We start from the raw sequence: 19318 nt of genomic DNA on the forward strand, positions 1-19318 counted from the left end.
CGCCGGGCCGGACGAGCGCCACCCGGACCGGAACGGCCGCCGGGGCCGACGGCACCGGTTAAGGCTCAGGCCCGCGGTCCGCGCCCCTGGCGATGCCTTCCTGAGCGGCCATGAAGGCCCGCATGCCCTGGAGAAGCGCCTCCCGCTCCTCCGCCCGCATGACGGTGAGCACCGCGGCGAGCGCCTGGGACCGGCGCGCGGCCACCTCGCCGACGACCTGCCGGCCGGGCCCGGTGAGGTTCAGCTGCACCTCACGCCGCTTCTTGGGGTGGAGCACCCTCTCCAGCAGCCCCGCCGCCTCCAGCCGGTCGCACAGCCGACTGGCGGTCGGCATCCCTATGTCCATGCTCTCCGCGAGCCCGGTCAGATTGAGTCCGGGCGCGGCCTCCAGGATCCGCAGGGCCCGCAACTGGTGCGGCGACAATCTCAGCCGCGCCCCCTGTGCGGCGACCGACCACACGTTGGTCAGACTCTCCACGGCGTCGGCGATCCGCAGCGCGAGGGCTACGGCATCACCGCCCGGTCCATCTGTCTGGTCGTCCCCGGAACCGCCGAGACCAGTCACTAAAACATCACTCTCAGTAAAAGCCTGCCCATGGGGGTACCGCCTTCATTCGGACGCGGTACCCGACGAGCCGCCGGACAAGCGCCCGAGGCCGGGCCGTCATGGGAACGCCGGCCGGGCGGGACCCGGCCCCATCTGCTCGGTCGTGGTGGCCGGGCCCCGCGGAACCGGGAACCTCATTGCATAAAACTTCGATCGATCGTATAGTCATGCCATCGACGAGGAGGCAGGGCGATGACGTTGCGCGTGGCGGTGGCCGGGGCCAGCGGGTATGCGGGGGGAGAGGTGCTGCGGGTGCTGCTGGGCCACCCGGAGGTGGAGATCGGCGCGGTCACCGCGGGCGCCAACGCCGGGCAGCGGCTCGGGGCGCTCCAGCCGCATCTGCTGCCGCTCGCCGACCGCGTGCTCCAGGACACCGACGCCGAGGCGCTCGCCGGCCACGACGTGGTCTTCCTGGCGCTGCCGCACGGCCAGTCCGCCGCCGTCGCCGCCGGACTCGGCGAGGAGACGCTGGTCATCGACTGCGGCGCCGACTTCCGGCTGCGCGACGCCGCCGACTGGGAGCGCTTCTACGGCACCCCGCACGCCGGCCGCTGGCCCTACGGGCTGCCCGAACTGCCCGGCGCCCGGGCCGAGTTGGTCGGCGCCAAGCGGATCGCGGTGCCCGGCTGCTTCCCCACCGCCGTCTCGCTCGCCCTCTTCCCCGCCTACGCAGCCGCCCTCGTCGAGCCCGAGGCCGTCGTGGTCGCCGCCACCGGGACCTCCGGCGCCGGCAAGACCCCCAAGCCCCATCTGCTCGGCAGCGAGGTCATGGGGTCGGTCAGCCCGTACGGGGTGGGCGGGACGCACCGGCACACCCCGGAGATGGCGCAGAACCTCACCGAGGTCGCGGGCGAACCGGTCACCGTCTCCTTCACCCCGCACCTCGTCCCGATGTCCCGCGGCATCCTGGCCACCTGCAGCGCCAAGGCGAGGCCCGGCGTCACCGCGGCGGGCCTGCGCGAGGCGTACACCAAGGCGCTGCGCGACGAGCCCTTCGTCCACCTGCTGCCCGAGGGGCAGTGGCCGGCCACCGCCGCGGTGCAGGGCGCCAACACCGCGCTGATCCAGGTCGCCCTCGACCCGGCGGCCGGCCGCGTGGTGGTGGTCGCCGCCATCGACAACCTGACCAAGGGCACCGCCGGCGGCGCCGTCCAGTCCATGAACGTCGCCCTCGGCCTCCCCGAGACCCTCGGCCTGCCGGTCACCGGACTGGCGCCGTGAACCACCCGCACCCCGCCGGGGACACCGCACGCACGACGAACGACCGCCGCACCGCGGCGAACGGAGGAACACGGTGAGCGTCACCGCACCCAAGGGCTTCACGGCGGCCGGGATCGCCGCCGGGATCAAGGAGTCGGGCGCCCCCGACCTCGCCCTGGTGGTCAACAACGGCCCCCGGCTGGCCGCCGCCGGGGTCTTCACCAGCAACCGCGTCAAGGCCGCACCGGTGCTGTGGTCGCAGACGGTCGTCTCCGGCGGGCAGGTCTCCGCCGTCGTCCTCAACTCCGGCGGCGCCAACGCCTGCACCGGACCGCAGGGCTTCCAGGACACCCACGCCACCGCCGAGAAGGCCGCCGGGATCCTCGACGGCCACAGCGCCGGCGAGATCGCCGTCGCCTCCACCGGGCTGATCGGCGTCCGGCTCCCGATGGACAAGGTGCTCACCGGGCTGGAGAAGGCGGCGGCCGAACTGTCCGCGCACGGCGGCGAGAAGGCCGCCATCGCCATCAAGACCACCGACACCGTGCACAAGACCGCGGTCGTGGAGGGCGACGGCTGGACGGTCGGCGGCATGGCCAAGGGCGCCGGCATGCTCGCCCCCGGCCTCGCCACCATGCTCGCGGTCCTCACCACCGACGCCGACGTGGACGCCGCCACCCTCGACCGCGCCCTGCGCGCCGCCACCGCCACCACCTTCGACCGGGTCGACTCCGACGGCTGCATGTCCACCAACGACACCGTGCTGCTGCTCGCCTCCGGCGCCGCCGGCACCACCCCGGACGAGACCGCGTTCGCCGAGGCCGTCCGCACCGTCTGCGCCGACCTCGCGCGGCAGCTGGTCGCCGACGCCGAAGGCGCCTCCAAGGACATCGTCATCGAGGTGACCGGCGCCGCCACCGAGCGGGAGGCCGTCGACGTCGCCCGCACCATCGCCCGCAACAACCTCCTCAAGTGCGCCATCCACGGCGAGGACCCCAACTGGGGCCGCGTCCTCGCCGCCATCGGCACCACCTCCGCCGCCTTCGACCCCGACCGCCTCGCCGTCGCCATCAACGGCGTCTGGGTCTGCCGCGACGGCTGCGCGGCCGAGGACCGCGACCTGGTCGACATGCGCTACCGCGAGGTACGCATCACCGCCGACCTCGCCGCCGGCGACCACTCCGCGGTGATCTGGACCAACGACCTGACCGCCGACTACGTCCACGAGAACAGCGCCTACAGCTCATGACGACCCGCAAACACACCGCGCTGCCCAAGGCGCAGATCCTCATCGAGGCGCTGCCCTGGCTCACCCGCCACCACGGCAGGACCGTCGTGATCAAGTTCGGCGGCAACGCCATGATCGACGACGACCTCAAGTCCGCCTTCGCCCAGGACGTGGTCTTCCTGCGGCACGCCGGACTGCGCCCGGTGGTGGTGCACGGCGGCGGCCCGCAGATCAGCGCCCAACTCGACCGGATGGGGCTGGAGTCGGAGTTCAAGGCCGGACTGCGGGTCACCACCCCGGAGGCCATGGACGTGGTACGGATGGTCCTGGCCGGCCAGGTCCAGCGCGAACTGGTCAACCTCCTCAACCGGCACGGTCCGCTCGCCGTCGGCCTCACCGGCGAGGACGCCCACACCATGAGCGCCACCAAGCGGTACGCCCGCATCGACGGCAAGCAGGTGGACCTCGGCCGGGTCGGCGAGATCACCGCCGTCGACACCGGCGCCATCGAGGCCCTCCTCGACGACGGCCGCATCCCGGTGGTCTCCTCCATCGCCCGCAGCGCCGACGACGGCCACATCTACAACATCAACGCCGACACCGCCGCCGCCGCGCTCGCGGCCGGCCTCGGCGCCGAGACGCTGATGGTCCTCACCGACGTCGAGGGGCTCTACGCCGACTGGCCCAACAGCGACGAGGTCATCAGCCAGCTCACCGCGAGCGAACTGGAGGAGCTGCTGCCCGACCTGGCCAGCGGCATGGTGCCCAAGATGGAGGGGTGCCTGTACGCGGTGCGCAACGGCGTCACCACCGCCCGGGTCATCGACGGCCGCGTCCAGCACGCGATCCTGCTGGAGATCTTCACCGACGAGGGCATCGGCACCATGGTGGTGCCCGATCACAAGGGGGAGCAGGGATGAGCAACGCCGACGTCACCCGGCGGTGGCAGCACGCGCTGATGGACAACTACGGCACCCCGCGCCTGCCGCTGGTGCGCGGCGCCGGCGCCAAGGTGTGGGACGCCGACGGCAAGGAATACCTGGACCTCACCGGCGGCATCGCGGTCAACGCGCTCGGCCACGGCCACCCGGCGGTGGCCGAGGCGGTCACCGCCCAGCTCGGCCGCCTCGGCCACGTCTCCAACCTCTTCATCGCCGAACCGCCGGTGGCGCTCGCCGAACGCCTCCTGCGGCTGGCCGGCCGCCCCGGGCGGGTCTTCTTCGCCAACTCCGGCGCCGAGGCGGTCGAGGCCGCGTTCAAGATCGCCCGGCGCACCGGACGCACCCACCTGGTCGCCACGAAGGGCGGCTTCCACGGCCGCACCATGGGCGCCCTCGCGCTCACCGGTCAGCCCGCCAAGCAGGACCCGTTCCGGCCGCTCCCCGGCGACGTCACCCACGTACCGTACGGGGACGCCGACGCGCTGCGCGCCGCGGTCACCGAGGAGACCGCCGCCGTCTTCATCGAGCCGATCCAGGGCGAGAACGGCGTCGTCGTCCCGCCCGAGGGCTACCTCGCCGCCGTCCGGGAGATCACCCGGGCCACCGGCACCCTGCTGGTGCTGGACGAGATCCAGACCGGCGTCGGCCGCACCGGCCACTGGTTCGCCCACCAGGCCCAGGGCGTCGAGCCGGACGTGGTCACCCTCGCCAAGGCGCTCGGCGGCGGCCTGCCGATCGGCGCCACCCTCGCCTTCGGCCCCGCCGCCGACCTGTTCACCCCCGGCCAGCACGGCAGCACCTTCGGCGGCAACCCGGTGGTCTGCGCCGCCGCCCTCGCCGTTCTCGACACCATCGAGGCCGAGGGGCTGCTGGAACACGCCGGGCGCACCGGCGAGCGGCTGCGCGCCGGGATCGAGGCGATCGGCCACCCGTTGATCGACCGGGTACGCGGTGCGGGGCTGCTGCTGGGTATCGTGCTGACCGAGCCCCGCGCACCCCAGGTGCAGGCGGCGGCTCAGGACGCCGGTCTCCTGGTGAACGCCGCCGTACCCGAGGTGGTACGGCTGGCACCGCCGCTGAACCTGGGCGACGACGAGGTGGACACCTTCCTCAAGGCGCTCCCGGCCGTCCTCGACGCAAGCGGCGGTGACCCACGATCCGGAGAATGACGACGATGACCGAGGCGCAGCAGGGCGGCCCGGCCGTACCGCAGACCCGAACCGCGCGGCACCGCCGGATCGTGGACATCCTCAACCGGCAGCCGGTGCGCTCCCAGAGCCAGCTCGCCCGGATGCTCGCCGACGACGGGCTCAGCGTCACCCAGGCCACGCTCTCCCGTGACCTGGACGAACTGGGCGCGGTGAAGATCCGCAACGCCGGCGGCGAGCTGATCTACGCGGTCCCCTCGGAGGGCGGCTTCCGCACCCCGATGGCCCCGCTGGGCGAGTCGGTCAAGGAGGAGCGGATGGCCCGCCTCGCCGGCGAACTGCTGATCTCCGCCGAGGCGTCGGCCAACCTGGTGGTGCTGCGCACCCCGCCCGGCGCCGCCCAGTTCCTCGCCTCCGCCATCGACCAGGCCGAGGTCCACGACATCCTCGGCACCATCGCCGGCGACGACACCGTCCTGCTGATCAGCCGCGCCCCGGCCGGCGGCCAGGCGCTCGCCGAACACCTGCTGAAGCTGGCGGAACGTCACCGCTGAGCCGCCGCCGGCCGCACCGCGGGCACCCCGCCGGGGAAACCGCCGGTGCGCCAGGTGCCGCCGTCCCGGTTCACCGCGAACGCCTCGGCGCGCGGGTGGTCCTCCACCCAGCGCCGGGCCCGCGGCCCCATCGCGAAGGCCGCGGTGGCCCAGGCGTCGGCGTCGGTGAGGGAACGGGTGACCACGGTGAGCGAGAGCGGGGCGCCGGCCGGGGGCTCGCCGGTGTGCGGGTCCAGCACGTGCTCGCCGCGTTCCGCGGTGCCGGAGGTGGCCACCGCCAGCTCACCGGCGGCGGCCACCACCGCCAGGGTGCGCTCCGGCCGCGCCGGGTCGGCCACCCCGACCCGCCACGGCTGCCAGGGGCCGGGCCGGCCGAGCAACTGCACGTCCCCGCCGCCGTTGACGCACACCCCGCGCGCCCCCGCCGCCGCGACCATCCGGGCCGCCCGCTCCACCGCCCACCCCTTGACCAGCCCGGTCGGGTCCAGGCCGCCGGCGTAACCGGTGCTGAACCAGCCGCCGGTGGCCCGCGACGCCCGCTCGCACAGCGCCAGCACCTCGGCCACCTCCGGCGCGCACCCCTCCACCGTGACCTCGCCCCGGGCCAGCCGCGTCACGTCGCTGTCCGCCCGGTACGGGGAGAAGACCGCGTCCGCCCGGTGCAGGAACGCCACCGCCTGCTCCATCGCCTCCCGCACCCGGGCCCGTATCCGGGTGCCGCCGTCCACCGCCACGGCGAAGGAGACCACGGTCCCCATCACCGGCTCGGCGTGGCGCAGCCGCGGCCAGCCGCCGCCCGACTCGCTCACCGGGCCCGGTCCAGCGCGCTCTGCAGCGACCGGACGTAGCCGTCGCTGGTGTACGTCGCCCCGGAGACCGCGTCGATCCGGGCGCTCTGCGCGGTGATCGCCTCCCGGGTCAGCTGCGGCACCGCGTAGGAGGCGATCTCCTGGTCCCGCGGGCTGTCCGAGGGCATCTGGACCGCGGTGACCGCGGTGATCCGGCCGTCGGTCAGCGCCACCTTCAGCTGTACGGGCCCGTACCGGGTGTCGATCGCGTCCCCGGTGACGGTGCGGGTGCCGGTGGGACGGGCGGACGCGGAGGGCCCCGCGGCGGCGGGGGCCGGGTCGGCGGCGAGCGCCGGGGCCGGCGCGGAGTGCGGCTTGAGCGCCAGCAGCAGCACGATCCCGCCGACCGTGGCGGCGGCCCCCAGCGTCATGCGGCGCAGCGGATTCCTGGTCATGGTCTTCCCCGTCACAGTTCGAAGGACTCGTGGTGGATGCGGCGGCCCGGCACCCCGGCCGAGCGCAGCGCCGCGTGGGCGTCGGCCATCAGCCCCGGCGGCCCGCACAGGTAGGCGTCGTGGGCGGCGATGTCGGGCAGCAGCGCGCGCAGCCCGTCGGGGGTGAGCACACCGCGGGTGGCGTCGGCGCCGCTGAGCAGCGGGAGCACCCGCGCCCCGCGGGCCTCGGCGATCGCCGTCAGCTCCGGCCACAGCGCCAGGTCCTCGGCCTCGCGCGCCCGGTACAGCAGCGTCAGGTCACCGGGGCGGGCGGGCAGCGACTCGAAGAGCGCCCGCAGCGGGGTGACCCCCACGCCCCCGGCGATCAGCACCACCTTGTGCCGGGCACGCCGCCGGGCGGTCAGCGCGCCGTACGGTCCCTCCGCCCACACCCGGGTGCCGGGCCGCAGCCCGGCCACCGCCGCGCTGTGCCCGCCGACCGCCTTGACGGTGATCCGCAGGGCGTCGTCGCGGGGCGGCGCGGACAGCGAGTACGGCGCAGACGTCCCGGCCAGCCGCCCGGACAGGAACCGCCAGCGCATGAACTGCCCCGGTTCCGCGCCCAGTTCGGCCAGGCGCTCACCGTGGATCACCACCGAGCAGACCCCCGGCGCCTCCGGCACCACCGCCGCCACCCGCAGCCGGTGCCGCCGGTTGAGCCGCACCGGCGTCCACACCCGGTACCACGCCACCAGCGCCCCGGCCCCGCCGTACAGCAGGCACCACACCACCCGCGCGGTGGCGTCCCCGGCGAACTGGGCACCCAGCGACACCTGGTGGAAGAAGGCGAGGAAGACCGCGAGATAGGTGAGCAGATGCAGGTGGTACCAGGTCTCGTAGCTCACCCGGCGGCGCACCGCGCGGGCCGATACCACCCCCACGGCGATCAGCAGCACCCCGCCCGCCGTGCCGATCAACATGTCCGGGTAGTGGAACACCACGTCCACCGCCTCGCCGGCCACCCCGCGGTGGTCCTGGGCCGCGTACCCCGCGAGCACCGCCACCGCGTGCGCCGCCACCAGGCAGACCGTCCACCGCCCGGCCGCGGCGTGCCAGCGGGCCACCCGGTCGCTGCCCACCCGGCGCTCCAGCACCGGCACCCGGGCCATCAGCGCCACCAGCACCGCGCAGGCGTACCCGGCCAGCAGCCCGGCGATCCGGCCCGCCCCGGTCAGCCACCCCCCGGCCCCGGTCACCGTGGGCGTGCTCGTCCACCACGAGGCGAGCACCGCCGCGCCCCCCGCGTACAGCGCGGCGAGCACGGCCGGCGCGGGGGAGCGCTGCGGCCGGGGCGGCGGTGGGGCGGCGTGCGGGCGCCCCGTCCGGGGCCGGTGGTACGTGGTGCTCAAGGGGCCCTCCTTCGCCGGCCGGCCCCCACCGGATCCGGGGCCGGGCCGCCACTGTGCCGCCGTAAGCTCTGAGACAGCTCTGAACCCGGCCCGCGGCCACCCGCTTCACAGCGAACTCAGAAACGGCCGCGCCACTCTGGAAGAACCATGACGAACCCCGCTCCCACCCCCGCCGCCCCCCGCACCGCCGCCCCGCTCACCCGCGAGGACGGCTCCCCGGTACGCGTCCTGGTGGTGGACGACGAACCCGACCTCGCCGAGGTCCTCGGCGGCGTGCTGCGCTACGAGGGGTGGGAGGTGTCCGTGGCGGGGGACGGCGCCACCGCGCTCGACCTGGCCGCCCGCACCCGTCCCGACGCCGTGGTACTCGACGTGATGCTCCCCGACCTCGACGGCTTCCAGGTGCTGCGCCGGCTGCGGGCGCTCCAGCCGCACGTGTGCGTGCTCTTCCTCACCGCCCGCGACGCCGTCGAGGACCGGGTGGCCGGGATCACCGCCGGCGGCGACGACTACGTCACCAAGCCGTTCAGCCTGGAGGAGGTGGTGGCCCGGGTGCGCGGGCTGCTGCGCCGGGCCGGCCTCGCCCGGCGGCGGGCCACCGGCGACTTCGCCGACCCGCTGCTCGTCGTCGGCGACCTGGCGATGGACGAGGAGGCACGCGAGGTCACCCGGGGCGGCGAGGCGATCGAGCTGTCCCGTACCGAGTTCGAACTGCTGCGGTTCCTGATGCGCAACCCGCGCCGGGTGCTCAGCAAGTCGCAGATCCTCGACCGGGTGTGGTCCTACGACTTCGGCGGCAAGGCACACGTCGTGGAGTTGTACGTCAGCTACCTGCGCAAGAAGATCGACGCCGGGCGCGCCCCGATGATCCACACCGTGCGCGGCTCGGGGTACGTGCTCAAGCCCGCCCCGGAGGCGTCCCGCCCGTGATCCCCCGTACCGCCCCGGCCGGACTGTGGCCGCGCACCCTGCGGGCCCGGCTCACCCTCGGCCTGGTGGTGCTGCTCGCGCTGGGCTGCGCCGCGGTCGGGGTGGCCGCGGTGGTCGCGGTCCGCGGCTTCCTCACCGAACGCCTCGACCAGCAGCTCGCCGAGGCCGGCGGACGGTTCCCGGCCAGCCTGGAGCACGGCGGGCGGGGCGATCCGGCGGACGGCGGCGCGGGCGGCGTCCATTCCCCCGACACCCGCCGGCAGGCCCCCGGCACCTTCGGCGCCCGCCTGGTGGCCGGCCGGGTGACCGACGTGGCGGTGGTCCGCTCCGGCACCGACACCAGCGTCGTCCTGGACCGGTCCGACACCGCCGCGCTGGCCGCCCTGCCGGTCGACGGCCGCGGCCACGACGTCCGCCTGTCGCGGCTGCGCCACTACCGGCTCGCCGCGGTCGCCGGCCACGACGGCGACGTGCTGGTCACCGGGTTGCCGCTGGAGGGCGTGGAGGCCGCCGTGCACCGGCTGGAACTGGTCGGCGCCGCGGTCTTCGGCGGGGTGCTGCTGGTGGCCGGGGTGGCCGGGGCGGTATGGGTGCGCTGGTCGCTGCGTCCGCTGAGCCGGGTGGCGGCCACCGCGGCCTCGGTGACCCGGCTGCCGCTGGCCAGCGGCGCGGTGATGCTCCCGGAGCGGGTGCCGGACGCCGATCCGCGCACCGAGGTGGGCCGGGTCGGCGCCGCGTTCAACCTGATGCTCAGCCACGTGGAGAACGCGCTCACCCACCGGCAGGCCAGCGAGGAACGGCTGCGCCGGTTCGCCGCCGACGCCAGCCACGAACTGCGCACCCCGGTCGCCTCCATCCGCGGCCACGCCGAACTGGCGCTGCGCCACCCCGGCCCGGTGCCGCCGCGGATCACCCACGCCATGGAACGGGTGGCCGCCGAGTCGGCCCGGATGGGCGAGATGGTCGACGACCTGCTGCTCCTCGCCCGCCTGGACGCGGGACGGCCGCTGGAGCGCCGACCGGTGGACCTGACCCGGCTGGTGCTGGACGCCACCGACGACGCCCGGGTGGCCGGCCCCGGCCACCGCTGGACGCTCGACCTGCCCGCCGAGCCGGTCACGGTGGCCGGCGACCGCCACCGCCTCCACCAGGTGGTGGCCAACCTGCTGGCCAACGCCCGCGTCCACACCCCGCCCGGCACCACCGTGGAGGTGCGGCTACGCGACGCCCCCGACGGCGTCACCCTCACCGTGCGCGACGACGGGCCCGGGGTGCCCGAGGCCGCCCGCGACACCCTCTTCGAACGCTTCGTCCGCGCCGAGCTGCGCCGCCACGCCACCGGCGGCGGCGCCGGGCTGGGCCTGGCCATCGTGGCCGCCGTCACCGCCGCGCACGGCGGCTCGGTGGCGGTCGACAGCACCCCCGCGGGCGCCGTCTTCACCGTCTGCCTGCCGCACGGCGAGGACCGCGTTACGGTGCCGTAGAGGGACAAGTACGCCGATCCCGGGAGGCACCGATGGCCACCAGGAAACCGCAGGTACGCGTCGGCCGGATCTACGACGACCCGCAGCCGGGGGACGGCACCCGGGTGCTGGTCGACCGGGTGTGGCCGCGTGGTGTGGCCAAGGACCGGGCGGCGCTGGACGAGTGGGCCAAGGACGCGGCGCCCTCCACCGGACTGCGCAAGTGGTACGGGCACGACAGCGAGCGCTACGAGGAGTTCCGCCGCCGCTACCGCGCCGAACTCTCCGACGACGCCCACCGCGAGGCCGTCCACCACCTGCGCGACCTCGCCCGGCACGGCCCGCTGACCCTGCTGACCGCCACCCGGGACGTGGACCGCTCCCAGGCGCCGGTCCTCGCCGAGGTGGTACGCGACGGCCACTGAGGCACCGCGCGGGCCGGCTTTGATTCTCATACGGCGTCATGCATACTTATGCCATCCAACGCATGGGTGCGCTGCGCGGCCCGGCACCTCCGACCAGTCCAAGCGGGAGCTGACCTAGTGAACGAGCAGCAGGACGTACGCCTGTGGGGCGGCCGGTTCGCGGACGGACCGGCCGACTCCCTGGCCAAGCTGAGCGCCTCGGTCCACTTCGACTGGCGGCTCGCCCCCTACGACATCGCCGGCTCCAGGGCCCACGCCCGGGTGCTCCACGCTGCCGGACTGCTCACCGAGGACGAGCTGACCCGGATGCTGGCCGGCCTCGGCCGGCTCGAAGCGGACGTCGCCGACGGCTCGTTCACCGGCACCATCGCCGACGAGGACGTGCACACCGCGCTGGAGCGCGGACTGCTGGAGCGCCTCGGCCCCGAACTCGGCGGCAAACTGCGGGCCGGCCGCTCCCGCAACGACCAGGTCGCCACGTTGTTCCGGATGTACCTGCGGGACCACGCCCGGATCATCGGCGGACTGATCGCCGAACTCCAGGAGGCGCTGGTCGGCCTCGCCGAGGTCCACGCCGACGTGGTCATGCCCGGCCGCACCCACCTCCAGCACGCCCAGCCGGTGCTCTTCGCCCACCACGTCCTCGCCCACGTCCAGGCGCTCTCCCGGGACGCCGAACGGCTGCGCCAGTGGGACGAGCGCACCGCGGTCTCCCCGTACGGCTCCGGGGCGCTGGCCGGCTCCTCGCTGGGGCTCGACCCGCAGGCGGTCGCCGCCGACCTGGGTTTCGAGCACGGCAGCGCGGCCAACTCCATCGACGGCACCGCCTCCCGGGACTTCGTCGCCGAGTTCGCCTTCATCACCGCCATGATCGGCATCGACCTGTCGCGGATCGCGGAGGAGGTGATCATCTGGAACACCAAGGAGTTCTCCTTCGTGACCCTGCACGACGCCTTCTCCACCGGCTCGTCGATCATGCCGCAGAAGAAGAACCCGGACATCGCCGAGCTGGCGCGCGGCAAGTCCGGGCGGCTCATCGGCAACCTCACCGGGCTGCTGGCCACCTTGAAGGCGCTGCCGCTGGCCTACAACCGCGACCTGCAGGAGGACAAGGAGCCGGTCTTCGACTCCTGCGACCAGCTGGAGGTCCTGCTCCCGGCGTTCACCGGGATGATGGCCACCTTGACCGTCAACCGGGAACGGATGGCCGAGCTGGCCCCGGCCGGCTTCTCGCTCGCCACCGACGTGGCCGAGTGGCTGGTCAAGCAGGGCGTGCCGTTCCGGGTGGCGCACGAGGTGGCGGGGGAGTGTGTCAAGGTCTGCGAGGCGTCCGGGATCGAGCTGCACGAGCTGACCGACGAGCAGTTCGCGGCGATCTCCCCGCACCTGACCCCCGAGGTCCGCGAGGTGCTGGACGTCCGCGGCGCGCTGGCGGCCCGCAGCGGCCGGGGCGGCACCGCGCCGGTCGCCGTGGCGGTGCAGCTCGCCGAGGTCAAGGAGGACCTCGCCGCCCAGTTCGCCTGGGCCCGCGCCAAGCGCTGACCCGTGTCGTGGCCCAGGGCCCGGCCGTTACCCCGGTGAGGGGAGGACGGCCGGGCCCTGGGCGTATCCGGCGGACACACCACCGGGCGTGCCGGCCCGGGACCGACCGCGCGGCGATGCGCCATGGACTGTGCTGATGAGACAGTGGTGTCTCAACGGGATTACCCTTGTCTCATGAGCTTCGATCGTGAGCAGGTGCTGCGGGCCGCCGCGGCCGTACTGACCCGGCGGGCCACCGCGTCGATGGACGAGATAGCCCGGGCGGCGGGCATCAGCCGGGCCACCCTGCACCGCCACTTCCCGGGCCGCGACGCGCTCGTCCGGGCGCTGGGCACGCTCGGCATCGAGCAGACCGAGGAGTGCCTGGACGCCGCCCGGATCGAGGAGGGCGACCCGGAGGAGGCGGTGCGCCGGCTCATCCGGGAGGCCGTGCCCATCTCCGGCTTCCTCGCCTTCCTCTACGGCGAGAACCAGCTCTACGACCTGCCGGAGATGGCCGAGGGGTGGGCCCGCATCGACGAGCGGGTCGGCGCCCTGTTCCGCCGCGGCCAGGAGGCCGGCCGGTTCCGCTACGACCTCACCCCGGCCTGGCTGTGCGAGGCGCTCTACGCGCTGATCGCCGCCTCCGGCTGGTGCGTCCAGGATGGCAAGGTGGCCGCCCGGGACGGCGCCCGGCTCGTCGGCGACCTGCTCCTGGGCGGCATGCTGCGGGAGCCCGCATGACCCCGCGCACCATGACCGCCCCGGCCGCCCCCGCGCCGCCGCACCCGGCCCGCTGGTGGGCGCTGGGCGTGCTCACCCTGGCGCTGCTGCTGGTCGCGGTGGACGCCACCGTGCTGGCGCTGGCCATGCCGTTCCTCAGCGAGGACCTGCGGCCCTCCTCCACCCAGCTGCTGTGGATCGGCGACGTCTACTCGTTCGTCATCGCCGGACTGCTGGTCTCCATGGGCGGCCTCGGCGACCGCATCGGGCGCAAGAAGCTGCTGCTCGGCGGGGCCGCCGCCTTCGGGCTGCTGTCCATGGTGGCCGCCTACGCCAGCGGCCCGGCGATGCTCATCGCGGCCCGCGCGCTGATGGGGGTGGCCGGGGCGACGCTGATGCCCTCCACCCTGGCGATGATCCGCAACCTGTTCAGCGACGCCCGGGAGCGCTCGTTCGCGATCGGGGTGTGGGGGTCGGCCTCGATGGCCGGCGCCGCGGTCGGCCCGGTCATCGGCGGCTTCCTGCTGGAACGATTCTGGTGGGGCTCGGTCTTCCTGATCAACATCCCGGTGATGGCGGTGCTGATCCTCTTCGGCGTCCGGCTGCTGCCCGAGTCGCGCGACCCCGCGCCCGGCCCGTGGGACGCGCCCAGCGTGCTGCTCTCCCTGGTAGGGATGGTGGGGGTGGTCTACGCGGTCAAGGAGGCCGCCGCCTACGGGGTGCGGCCGGGACCGGTGGTGGCCGGGGTGGCCGGGGCGCTGGCGCTCACCGCGTTCGTGCGCCGCCAACTCACCATCGACGCGCCCCTGCTGGACATGCGGCTCTTCCGGCACCGGGGCTTCACCGCCTCGGTCCTGTCCGACCTGATGACCGTGCTCGGCATGGCCGGGATGATCTTCTTCCTCTCCCAGTTCCTCCAACTGGTCCAGCACCGCTCGCCGTTGCAGGCCGGGCTCGCCGAGGTGCCGGCCACGCTGGGGGCCGTGGTCACCGGGCTGCTGGCCGGCCAGGCGGCCCGCCGCTGGTCGGTACGGGCCGTGGTGGCCGGTGGCCTGGCCGCCATCGGGGCGGCCCTCGCGGCGCTGACCGCCGTCACCCCGCACACCGGCTACCCGCTGCTGGGCGTGGTGCTGCTGGTGCTCGGGGTGGGCGCCGGCTTCTCGTTCACCGTCACGGCCGACGTGATCCTCTCCTCGGTGCCCAAGGAGCAGGCCGGCGCCGCCTCCGCGGTCTCCGAGACCGCCTACGAACTCGGCACCGCGCTCGGCATCGCCCTGCTCGGCTCGGTGGTCACCGGGTTCTACTCCGGCATCGCGGCGCCCTCCGGCGTCCCGGCCGCCGCCGCCGACCAGGCGCGTCAGTCACTGGCCGGCGCCGTGGAGGCCGCCGGGACGCTCCCGGCCGACCTGGGCCAGGCGCTGCTGACCGCCGCCCGCGAGGCGTTCACCAGCGGGCTGCGGGTGGCCTCCGGGGTGGGCGCCGCCGTCCTGCTGCTGGCCGCCCTGTGGGCCTGGCGGGGCTTGCGCGGACAGCGGCTCGAAGACCACCCGGGGGAGTGAGGACGGGGCCGGGCGAGCACGGGGTTCCCGCACTCACCCGGCCCCGCCGCTCAAGGTCACGCCGCCTTGTCGTGGTCGCTCGCGGCGGCCTTGGCCTTGGTGGCGTAGACGTCCACGTACTCCTGGCCGGACAGCCGCATCACGTGGCTCATCACCTCGTCGGTCACCGCCCGCAGCACGTACCGGTCGCGGTCCATGCCCTCGTAGCGGGAGAAGTCCAGCGGGGCGCCGAAGCGGACGGTGAAGGAGCTGATCCGGGGCAGGCCGGCGCCGGACGGCTGGATGCGGTCGGTGCCGATCACCCCGACCGGCACCACCGGGGCGCCGGTCATCAGGGCGAGCCGGGCCACCCCGGTGCGGCCCCGGTAGAGCCGGCCGTCGGGGGAGCGGGTGCCCTCCGGGTAGATGCCGAACGCCTTGCCCTCCTCCAGCACCCGGCGGCCGGTCATCAGCGCGGCCACCCCGCCGTGCGCACCGTCCCGGTCCACCGGGATCATCCCGCAGGAGGTGAAGAACCACGCCATCAGCCGGCCCTTGAGCCCCGGCGTCTTGACGTACTCGTCCTTGCCGATGAAGTACACGGGGCGCTCCACCACCAGCGACATCACCATCGAGTCGATGAACGTCAGGTGGTTGCCGGCCAGGATCACCGGCCCGGTGCCCGGGACGTTCGCGGCACCCTCTACCCGTGGGCGGAACAGGACGCGCATGAGCAGTCCGAGCAGCGCCTTGAGCAGGATGCGGGTCAACGGGCCCTCCGGTCGGTGGTCGGCCATGCGGCAGCGGGAACGGCGTCGGACGGGCGGCGCGGCGGCCCGGAGCCGACTTCAGACGGGACCTTACCCGCGGCTACCGGTGAGTTCCATGCGGGATTGACCCACCCGGTACGAGGTCTTGACACCGGCCGCCCGGCCGTCCAGCCCCGCCGGGGGCCCGACGGAACCCCTGGGTCACCCGGCCGGCTGAACCCCGGCGGCGGACCGCAACCGCCCCCGCGGCCACCGCGTCCGCGCCGGTATGACGACGCTGCCCACCGCGTGGACCACCTTCGCCACCGCGCTCGCCGCCGAGGCCGCCGCCGAGGCGGGCCCGGCCGGGGTGGAGGCCGCCGACCTCGAACAGGCCGTCTGGCTGCGGTGGTTGGAGCACGGCGGTCCGGCACCGGTGCCGGACCGGGACTGGCTGCGCGAGGCGGTACGCGGCGAGGCCCGGGCCGCCCGCCGCCGGGCCGGGGCGGAGGTGCCGTGCGGCACCGGGCCCGTGGTGGCCGCGCCCTCCGCCGAGAGCCAGGCACTCCAGGCGCTGCGCGGGCGCTCGGTGCGCGAGGCGGTACGCCGGCTGCCCGGGCGCTGCGGTGCGGTGCTTTCCGCCCTGTTGTCCGCTTCCGACCCCACTTACCGCGAGATTTCCCGGGAGTTGGGAATCTCACAGGGCGCCCTCGGCCCGCTGCGCTCGCGTTGCCTGGGGTGTCTGCGGGCGAGCCTGCGATCGGAGGTTGAACCCCTGGAACCACGGGGTAAGGAGCGGTAAACGGTCGGCGACAGGGCGCGCGGGGCTGCCCGGATCCCGGTGGTGGACGGCGGGTGCTCGGATGTGCCACCACCCCGGACAACTGTGCGATCATCGGCGCCACGGAGGCGGGGCGAAAGCGCGTCGCCTCCGGTCAAGGGCACACATCCCGGACGCGCACCCTCACACCCTCATGCGTTCGGGAGAACAGACAGCGGAGGCTGCGCACATGGGCATGAGCGTGACCATCACCACGGCATCCGAGGACGACGCCGAGCAGATCCTCAAACTCCAGTACCTGTGTTACCAGCGCGAGGCCGAGCTCTACGGCGACTACGGCATCGAACCGCTCACCCAGACCCTCGACGCGCTGCGCGCCGAACTCGCCGAGGGGTGCGTCCTGGTGGCCCGGCTCGGCGCCGAGGTGGTCGGCTCGGTCCGCGGCGCGGTGGACACCGACGGCACGGCGCGGATAGACAAGCTCATCGTCCACCCCCGGCTCCAGCGCCACGGCCTCGGCGGCCGGCTGCTGCGGGCCATCGAGGACCGGCTCGCCGCCGAGCGGGACGCCAAGCGCTTCCGGCTCTTCACCGGCCACCGCAGCGAGGGCAACCTGCGGCTGTACCGCAAGCTCGGCTACACCCAGACCGGCACCGAGCGGGTCAGCCAGCGGGTCAGCCTGATCCACCTGGAGAAGCCGGCCGCCACCCCGGCCACCTACGCCACCAGCGCGTAACCGGCACGACGCGCGCGGGCCGCCGGCCCGGGGACGTACCCCGTCCCGGCCGGCGGCCCGCCGCCACTCCTCAGCTTTCGCCGCCCGCCCTGCGCAGCCACAGCAGACCGGTCACCGGCAGCGCCACCGGGATGAACAGGTAGCCCATGCCGTAGTAGGACCACACCGTCTGGTCCGGGAAGGCCGACGGCAGCGCGATCGTCAGCGAGCCGACCACCAGCACCCCCGCCAGCTCGGCGGCGCAGCACACCATCGCCACCCGGCGCGCCGACTCCCCGCCGCGCACCAGGGTCACCGTGATGAACGCGTAGACCACGGCGGCCACCGCGGAGAGCACGTAGGCCAGCGGCGCCCGGTGGTACTCGGCGATGAGCTGGTAGAGCGACCGGGAGGCCGCGGCCACGGTGAAGACCGCGTAGAGCGAGACGATGAGCCGCCCCGGGCCCTCGCCGATCTTCCGCTTGGCCGGCGCCTCCGCCGGGCCGCCGGTCACCGGCGCGTCAGCCATGGCCGCCTCCCCAGATGTCGAAGAGCCGTACCTCCAGCACGGCCAGGATCACCCCGCCCGCGGCCACCGTCGCCGAGCCCCAGCGGGTGCGCTCGACCAGCGACATGAAGCCCGCCGCCGGGATCGCCAGCAACGCGCCGGCCAGATAGGCGACGAAGATCACCGTGCCGCCGGCCGGCTTGTGGCCGCCCGCCAGCTCCACCACGCCGACCACCAGCTGGGCCAGGGCGAGGACCGAGACCACGGCCATGCCGATGAAGTGCCAGTCCTTGGTCGAACCGTTGCGGGCGGCGGCCAGGCCGCACCACGCGGCGAGCAGCAGCGCGGCCACGGAGACCGCCACGGTCAGCGCGCCGATCACCGGTGCTCCTCCCGCGGGCCGGCCGGTGAGGGGTGTACGAGCATGCCCGTGACTCTATTACGGCCCCCGCGCCCCCTTGGCGCGCCCCCCTCGACCGCCGCCGGGCCGGTGGTCCGGGCCCGCCCCGGACGCGTACGCTCGCCGGTCATGACCTCTTCGCACTTCCGCACCGACGCGCTGCTGTTCGACATGGACGGGACGCTGATCTCCTCGCTGGAGTCGGTGGTCCGCTGCTGGCGGCGGTGGGCGCGGGAGTACGGGATCGGCGCCGAGCGGTTCGGGCGGGTGCGGCTGCACGGCCGGCCGGCGGTGGAGATCATCGGTGAGCTGCTGCCGCCGGAGCGGGTCGCCGGGGCGCTGGCCCGGATCGAGGAGCTGGAGGTCGCCGACGTGGCCGGCGGGGTGGTGCGGCTGCCCGGCACCGCCGAGCTGCTGGCCGCGCTGCCGGCCGAGCGGTGGGCGGTGGTGACGTCGGCCACCGGGCGGCTGGCCAGGGCCCGGCTGGCGGCGGCCGGGATCACCCCCGGACTGCTGGTCAGCGCCGACGACGTGCGGCGCGGCAAGCCCGACCCGGAGCCCTTCCTGCTCGCCGCCGGGAAGCTGGGCTTCGCACCGCACCACTGCACCGTCTTCGAGGACGCCCCGGCCGGTCTCGCCGCCGGCCGCGCGGCCGGTATGTATACCGTGGCGCTCACCACCACCCACGATGTGGCCGAGCTGGCGGCGGACCTGGTGGTCGCCGACTTGTCGCAGGTCACGGCGGCTGCCGGGGCGGACGGGGTGCGGCTGACGGTGGCCACGGCGGGCGACCGCCCGGCACGGTGAACCGTCCGGCATGCGGACAGTAGGACCGTATTACGGAACCGGCGGCCGGTTTCTGGTTTACTGGGGCCCATGACGACGACGAACTGCCGCGACCGCGCGACCGAGGCGATGACGCCCGGTGTTCGTCCCATGTGTCGAATGCGCGGACTCTGAGGGCCCCCGCCGCACTCTCGCGCCCCGAAGCGAGCCCGACCGAGCGGCCTGACCGGTAAGGACGCTCCCGCCCGCGCCATGGACATCCCCGTGAAGCCTTCCGCGAACGGCCGTGCCCACCGCACCGCCATCCGCCGCTGCCGCCTCGCGCACGACCCCCAGCCGCCCGGCACCCGCTGCGTCTGACCCGCCGCCGCGCCCCGGACCGTGCCGCTCACCAGCTTGTCCAGATTCCGAGATGAATGCCGTACCCGGCGGGATCCTCCGCCGGGTACTCGACAGTGACGGAAAACCCC

The 19318-nt window shown here is 74.6% G+C and carries 21 protein-coding genes; 14 read left to right on the forward strand and 7 right to left on the reverse strand.

Translation table 11 applies throughout. From position 1 onward, the window contains the following. Positions 1 to 58: 58 nt before the first annotated feature. Positions 59 to 565, reverse strand: a complete 507-nt coding sequence (locus SCATT_RS24805; RefSeq protein WP_014145947.1) for a MarR family winged helix-turn-helix transcriptional regulator — start codon at positions 563 to 565, stop codon at positions 59 to 61. Positions 566 to 799: 234 nt separating this feature from the next. Here SCATT_RS24805 and argC point away from each other — a divergent pair, with 234 nt between their 5' ends. The 5 genes from argC (at position 800) to SCATT_RS24830 (ending at position 5678) form a co-directional block, all read left to right on the forward strand. After that, positions 800 to 1828: an N-acetyl-gamma-glutamyl-phosphate reductase gene (gene argC / locus SCATT_RS24810; RefSeq protein WP_014145948.1), complete on the forward strand. Its 1029-nt coding sequence runs from the start codon at positions 800 to 802 to the stop codon at positions 1826 to 1828. 73 nt (positions 1829 to 1901) lie between these two features. Continuing rightward, a complete protein-coding gene (argJ, locus tag SCATT_RS24815) occupies positions 1902 to 3056 on the forward strand; it encodes a bifunctional glutamate N-acetyltransferase/amino-acid acetyltransferase ArgJ (RefSeq protein ID WP_014145949.1) in 1155 nt (384 codons plus the stop codon). Next, positions 3053 to 3955, forward strand: coding sequence for an acetylglutamate kinase (gene argB / locus SCATT_RS24820; protein ID WP_014145950.1), 903 nt, complete (start codon positions 3053 to 3055; stop codon positions 3953 to 3955). The genes argJ and argB overlap by 4 nt, the downstream gene beginning before the upstream one ends. Next, positions 3952 to 5145 carry an acetylornithine transaminase gene (locus SCATT_RS24825; protein WP_014145951.1) on the forward strand — a complete coding sequence of 398 codons (1194 nt, stop codon included), beginning with the start codon at positions 3952 to 3954 and terminating at the stop codon, positions 5143 to 5145. The genes argB and SCATT_RS24825 overlap by 4 nt, the downstream gene beginning before the upstream one ends. A 5-nt stretch (positions 5146 to 5150) precedes the next feature. Continuing rightward, positions 5151 to 5678 carry an arginine repressor gene (locus SCATT_RS24830; RefSeq protein WP_014628644.1) on the forward strand — a complete coding sequence of 176 codons (528 nt, stop codon included), beginning with the start codon at positions 5151 to 5153 and terminating at the stop codon, positions 5676 to 5678. On the opposite strand, the gene SCATT_RS24835 is transcribed toward SCATT_RS24830, so the two are convergent. The 3 genes from SCATT_RS24835 to SCATT_RS24845 are packed head-to-tail and all read right to left on the reverse strand — an operon-like array spanning position 5669 to position 8309. Further along, a complete protein-coding gene (locus SCATT_RS24835; protein ID WP_014145953.1) occupies positions 5669 to 6487 on the reverse strand; it encodes an FAD:protein FMN transferase in 819 nt (272 codons plus the stop codon). The genes SCATT_RS24830 and SCATT_RS24835 overlap by 10 nt on opposite strands. Next, positions 6484 to 6921, reverse strand: a complete 438-nt coding sequence (locus tag SCATT_RS24840; protein WP_014628645.1) for an FMN-binding protein — start codon at positions 6919 to 6921, stop codon at positions 6484 to 6486. Before SCATT_RS24840 ends, SCATT_RS24835 begins: the two co-directional genes overlap by 4 nt. Before the next feature lie 11 nt (positions 6922 to 6932). Then, positions 6933 to 8309: a ferredoxin reductase family protein gene (locus SCATT_RS24845; RefSeq protein ID WP_014145955.1), complete on the reverse strand. Its 1377-nt coding sequence runs from the start codon at positions 8307 to 8309 to the stop codon at positions 6933 to 6935. Positions 8310 to 8456: 147 nt separating this feature from the next. On the opposite strand from SCATT_RS24845, the gene SCATT_RS24850 reads away from it, so the two are divergent. The 6 genes from SCATT_RS24850 to SCATT_RS24875 all read left to right on the forward strand — a co-directional run bounded on the left by SCATT_RS24850 (position 8457) and on the right by SCATT_RS24875 (position 14930). Then, positions 8457 to 9239: a response regulator transcription factor gene (locus tag SCATT_RS24850; protein ID WP_014145956.1), complete on the forward strand. Its 783-nt coding sequence runs from the start codon at positions 8457 to 8459 to the stop codon at positions 9237 to 9239. Beyond that, positions 9236 to 10723, forward strand: coding sequence for a sensor histidine kinase (locus SCATT_RS24855; RefSeq protein WP_014145957.1), 1488 nt, complete (start codon positions 9236 to 9238; stop codon positions 10721 to 10723). The genes SCATT_RS24850 and SCATT_RS24855 overlap by 4 nt, the downstream gene beginning before the upstream one ends. 32 nt (positions 10724 to 10755) lie before the next feature. Continuing rightward, complete coding sequence (locus SCATT_RS24860; protein WP_014145958.1) at positions 10756 to 11127, forward strand: DUF488 domain-containing protein; 372 nt, start codon at positions 10756 to 10758, stop codon at positions 11125 to 11127. A gap of 117 nt (positions 11128 to 11244) precedes the next feature. Further along, positions 11245 to 12669, forward strand: a complete 1425-nt coding sequence (gene argH / locus SCATT_RS24865; protein ID WP_014145959.1) for an argininosuccinate lyase — start codon at positions 11245 to 11247, stop codon at positions 12667 to 12669. A 174-nt stretch (positions 12670 to 12843) separates the two neighbouring features. Continuing rightward, positions 12844 to 13392 carry a TetR/AcrR family transcriptional regulator gene (locus SCATT_RS24870; protein WP_014145960.1) on the forward strand — a complete coding sequence of 183 codons (549 nt, stop codon included), beginning with the start codon at positions 12844 to 12846 and terminating at the stop codon, positions 13390 to 13392. Further along, a complete protein-coding gene (locus tag SCATT_RS24875; RefSeq protein ID WP_014145961.1) occupies positions 13389 to 14930 on the forward strand; it encodes an MFS transporter in 1542 nt (513 codons plus the stop codon). Before SCATT_RS24870 ends, SCATT_RS24875 begins: the two co-directional genes overlap by 4 nt. Before the next feature lie 56 nt (positions 14931 to 14986). Here SCATT_RS24875 and SCATT_RS24880 read toward each other — a convergent pair whose 3' ends face one another. Further along, positions 14987 to 15679: a lysophospholipid acyltransferase family protein gene (locus tag SCATT_RS24880; RefSeq protein ID WP_014145962.1), complete on the reverse strand. Its 693-nt coding sequence runs from the start codon at positions 15677 to 15679 to the stop codon at positions 14987 to 14989. A 268-nt stretch (positions 15680 to 15947) separates the two neighbouring features. Here SCATT_RS24880 and SCATT_RS24885 point away from each other — a divergent pair, with 268 nt between their 5' ends. Both SCATT_RS24885 and SCATT_RS24890 read left to right on the forward strand, forming a co-directional pair. Then, on the forward strand, positions 15948 to 16460 hold the full coding sequence (locus tag SCATT_RS24885) for an RNA polymerase sigma factor (protein WP_014145963.1): 513 nt from the start codon (positions 15948 to 15950) through the stop codon (positions 16458 to 16460). A gap of 208 nt (positions 16461 to 16668) precedes the next feature. Next, positions 16669 to 17175, forward strand: coding sequence for a GNAT family N-acetyltransferase (locus SCATT_RS24890; protein ID WP_014145964.1), 507 nt, complete (start codon positions 16669 to 16671; stop codon positions 17173 to 17175). A 70-nt stretch (positions 17176 to 17245) separates the two neighbouring features. On the opposite strand, the gene SCATT_RS24895 is transcribed toward SCATT_RS24890, so the two are convergent. Both SCATT_RS24895 and SCATT_RS24900 read right to left on the reverse strand, forming a co-directional pair. Next, entirely contained in the window at positions 17246 to 17683 is a 438-nt protein-coding gene (locus SCATT_RS24895) for a hypothetical protein (RefSeq protein ID WP_014145965.1), read from the reverse strand. Further along, complete coding sequence (locus tag SCATT_RS24900) at positions 17676 to 18044, reverse strand: hypothetical protein (protein WP_014145966.1); 369 nt, start codon at positions 18042 to 18044, stop codon at positions 17676 to 17678. The genes SCATT_RS24895 and SCATT_RS24900 overlap by 8 nt, the downstream gene beginning before the upstream one ends. Positions 18045 to 18191: 147 nt before the next feature. On the opposite strand from SCATT_RS24900, the gene SCATT_RS24905 reads away from it, so the two are divergent. Next, positions 18192 to 18869 (forward strand): HAD-IA family hydrolase, encoded by a 678-nt coding sequence (locus SCATT_RS24905; protein ID WP_014145967.1) that lies wholly within the window; start codon positions 18192 to 18194, stop codon positions 18867 to 18869. Positions 18870 to 19318 lie beyond the last annotated feature (449 nt).

The organism is Streptantibioticus cattleyicolor NRRL 8057 = DSM 46488, assembly GCF_000240165.1.
GTDB classification, from domain to species: domain Bacteria; phylum Actinomycetota; class Actinomycetes; order Streptomycetales; family Streptomycetaceae; genus Streptantibioticus; species Streptantibioticus cattleyicolor.

What these genes read in the sequence shown, in the direction of transcription:
- argC (WP_014145948.1), top strand. Translation starts at nt 800, where the DNA reads ATGACGTTGCGCGTGGCGGTGGCCGGGGCCAGCGGGTATGCGGGGGGA.
- argB (WP_014145950.1), top strand. Translation starts at nt 3,053, where the DNA reads ATGACGACCCGCAAACACACCGCGCTGCCCAAGGCGCAGATCCTCATC.
- SCATT_RS24825 (WP_014145951.1), top strand. Translation starts at nt 3,952, where the DNA reads ATGAGCAACGCCGACGTCACCCGGCGGTGGCAGCACGCGCTGATGGAC.
- SCATT_RS24830 (WP_014628644.1), top strand. Translation starts at nt 5,151, where the DNA reads ATGACCGAGGCGCAGCAGGGCGGCCCGGCCGTACCGCAGACCCGAACC.
- SCATT_RS24840 (WP_014628645.1), bottom strand. Translation starts at nt 6,921, where the DNA reads ATGACCAGGAATCCGCTGCGCCGCATGACGCTGGGGGCCGCCGCCACG.
- SCATT_RS24850 (WP_014145956.1), top strand. Translation starts at nt 8,457, where the DNA reads ATGACGAACCCCGCTCCCACCCCCGCCGCCCCCCGCACCGCCGCCCCG.
- SCATT_RS24860 (WP_014145958.1), top strand. Translation starts at nt 10,756, where the DNA reads ATGGCCACCAGGAAACCGCAGGTACGCGTCGGCCGGATCTACGACGAC.
- SCATT_RS24870 (WP_014145960.1), top strand. Translation starts at nt 12,844, where the DNA reads ATGAGCTTCGATCGTGAGCAGGTGCTGCGGGCCGCCGCGGCCGTACTG.
- SCATT_RS24875 (WP_014145961.1), top strand. Translation starts at nt 13,389, where the DNA reads ATGACCCCGCGCACCATGACCGCCCCGGCCGCCCCCGCGCCGCCGCAC.
- SCATT_RS24885 (WP_014145963.1), top strand. Translation starts at nt 15,948, where the DNA reads ATGACGACGCTGCCCACCGCGTGGACCACCTTCGCCACCGCGCTCGCC.
- SCATT_RS24890 (WP_014145964.1), top strand. Translation starts at nt 16,669, where the DNA reads ATGGGCATGAGCGTGACCATCACCACGGCATCCGAGGACGACGCCGAG.
- SCATT_RS24895 (WP_014145965.1), bottom strand. Translation starts at nt 17,683, where the DNA reads ATGGCTGACGCGCCGGTGACCGGCGGCCCGGCGGAGGCGCCGGCCAAG.
- SCATT_RS24905 (WP_014145967.1), top strand. Translation starts at nt 18,192, where the DNA reads ATGACCTCTTCGCACTTCCGCACCGACGCGCTGCTGTTCGACATGGAC.